The sequence below is a fragment of the Photobacterium sagamiensis genome (assembly GCF_050337085.1).
Taxonomy (GTDB): Bacteria; Pseudomonadota; Gammaproteobacteria; order Enterobacterales; family Vibrionaceae; genus Photobacterium; species Photobacterium sagamiensis.
In genome coordinates, this window is the sequence record NZ_JAKJSP010000128.1 from 1 (window position 1) to 738 (window position 738).

General features: G+C 42.5%; 1 protein-coding gene. It reads left to right on the forward strand.

Annotated features, from left to right (window positions below; translation table 11 throughout):
* Nucleotides 1-43: 43 nt before the first annotated feature.
* A partial coding sequence (locus tag L4D76_RS28770) for a SidA/IucD/PvdA family monooxygenase (protein WP_428444202.1) occupies nucleotides 44-738 on the forward strand: 695 nt, incomplete at its 3' end.

The following is a 738-nucleotide window of genomic DNA, read 5'->3' on the forward strand; positions in this document are numbered from 1 at the left end:
CTTATGTCATGTACGCGGGAGAATTTCGAGAGGAAGTGGAAGTATGGAGAAGCAACAATCTATCTATGATGTGGTTGGAATCGGGATAGGTCCCTTTAACCTTGGACTTGCGGCCCTTTTAGAGAAAACCCCGGAGCTAAATGCCGTCTTTTTTGAGAAAAAGCAGGAATTTAATTGGCATGAAGGGATGTTGCTTGAAGGGACGACACTGCAGGTACCATTCTTTGCTGATCTAGTTAGCATGGCAGATGTGACAAGCCCATATAGTTACTTGAATTATTTACAGCAACATGACCGGCTTTATCATTTCTACTTCCTTGAAAAATTCTTGATTCCGCGGAAAGAATATAACGAATATTGCCGCTGGACTGCGAACCAACTTGATAGCTGCTATTTTGGAAAAGCGGTAGAGGCGCTGGAGTATATTAAGGATCAAGAGGAATCTTTCTATCAGATAAGTGTGAGAGATGAAAAAACTCAACAGATTGAAGTCTATTATAGCCGTCATATAGTCATGGGAATTGGCAGTGCTCCAGCTGTACCGTCTGCATTTAGTCCATATATGGGAGAGAGCATCCTGCATTCGGCCGATTATTTACGGAGTAAAGAAAATGTCTTAAAGAAAAAATCCATAACAGTTGTCGGATCCGGACAGAGTGCGGCCGAGGTATTTGAAGACCTACTGAATGAGCAGGAGAACCATGGTTACCAGCTAAACTGGTATACAAGATCCAAAGG